At 71.9% G+C, this 576-nt stretch carries 1 protein-coding gene; it reads left to right on the top strand.

The features are described 5' to 3' along the window. On the top strand, positions 1-573 hold a 573-nt coding region (locus VP06_RS37625; protein WP_048468147.1), incomplete at its 5' end, for a metallophosphoesterase family protein. Between the last annotated feature and the right edge of the window lie 3 nt (positions 574-576).

Raw genomic sequence — 576 nt, 5'->3', positions numbered from 1 at the left:
ATCCGCCTTCTCGACCTCGGCCAGGTCCTGAACCTGGGTCGGGTCCAGATTATCGGGGCGACGCTGTGGTCCGATTACAGGATCGGCGGGGAGGGCACCCGGGCGGCGGCCATGGCGGCATGCGGCGACCGGCACACGGGGATGAGGGATCACCGGCGGATCCAAACGCGCGACGCGGCAGGGGTTCCCGCCGCGTTCCGTCCGCAGGAGGCGGCCGCGCTCCACGCCCGGCACCGCGCGAGGGTTGAGGAAGCCCTTGCGGCGGAGTGGGACGGCCCAAGGATCGTGGTCACCCACCATGCCCCGAACGCGCGCTCCCTCCTGCACGGGGAGGTCCGCGAGACGATCGACGCGGCCTACGCCAGCGACCTGTCGGCCCTCATGGAGGGGGCGGGCGCGCCCGACATCTGGATCCACGGGCACGTGCATCGGAGCGCCGACTACGTCGTGGGTCGGACCCGTGTCGTGGCCAACCCGAGAGGGCACGACACCTCTCACCAGCGGCGGGACGGCACGTGGGCCGACGGGCGGGAGAACCCTGCGTTCGACGGCGGCCTCGTGGTGGAGATCTAGGAA

It is taken from the genome of Methylobacterium aquaticum (assembly GCF_001043915.1).
GTDB lineage: Bacteria > Pseudomonadota > Alphaproteobacteria > Rhizobiales > Beijerinckiaceae > Methylobacterium > Methylobacterium aquaticum.
Note: the sequence above shows the minus strand (reverse complement) of the source record. Positions and strands in the feature narration are given on the sequence as shown.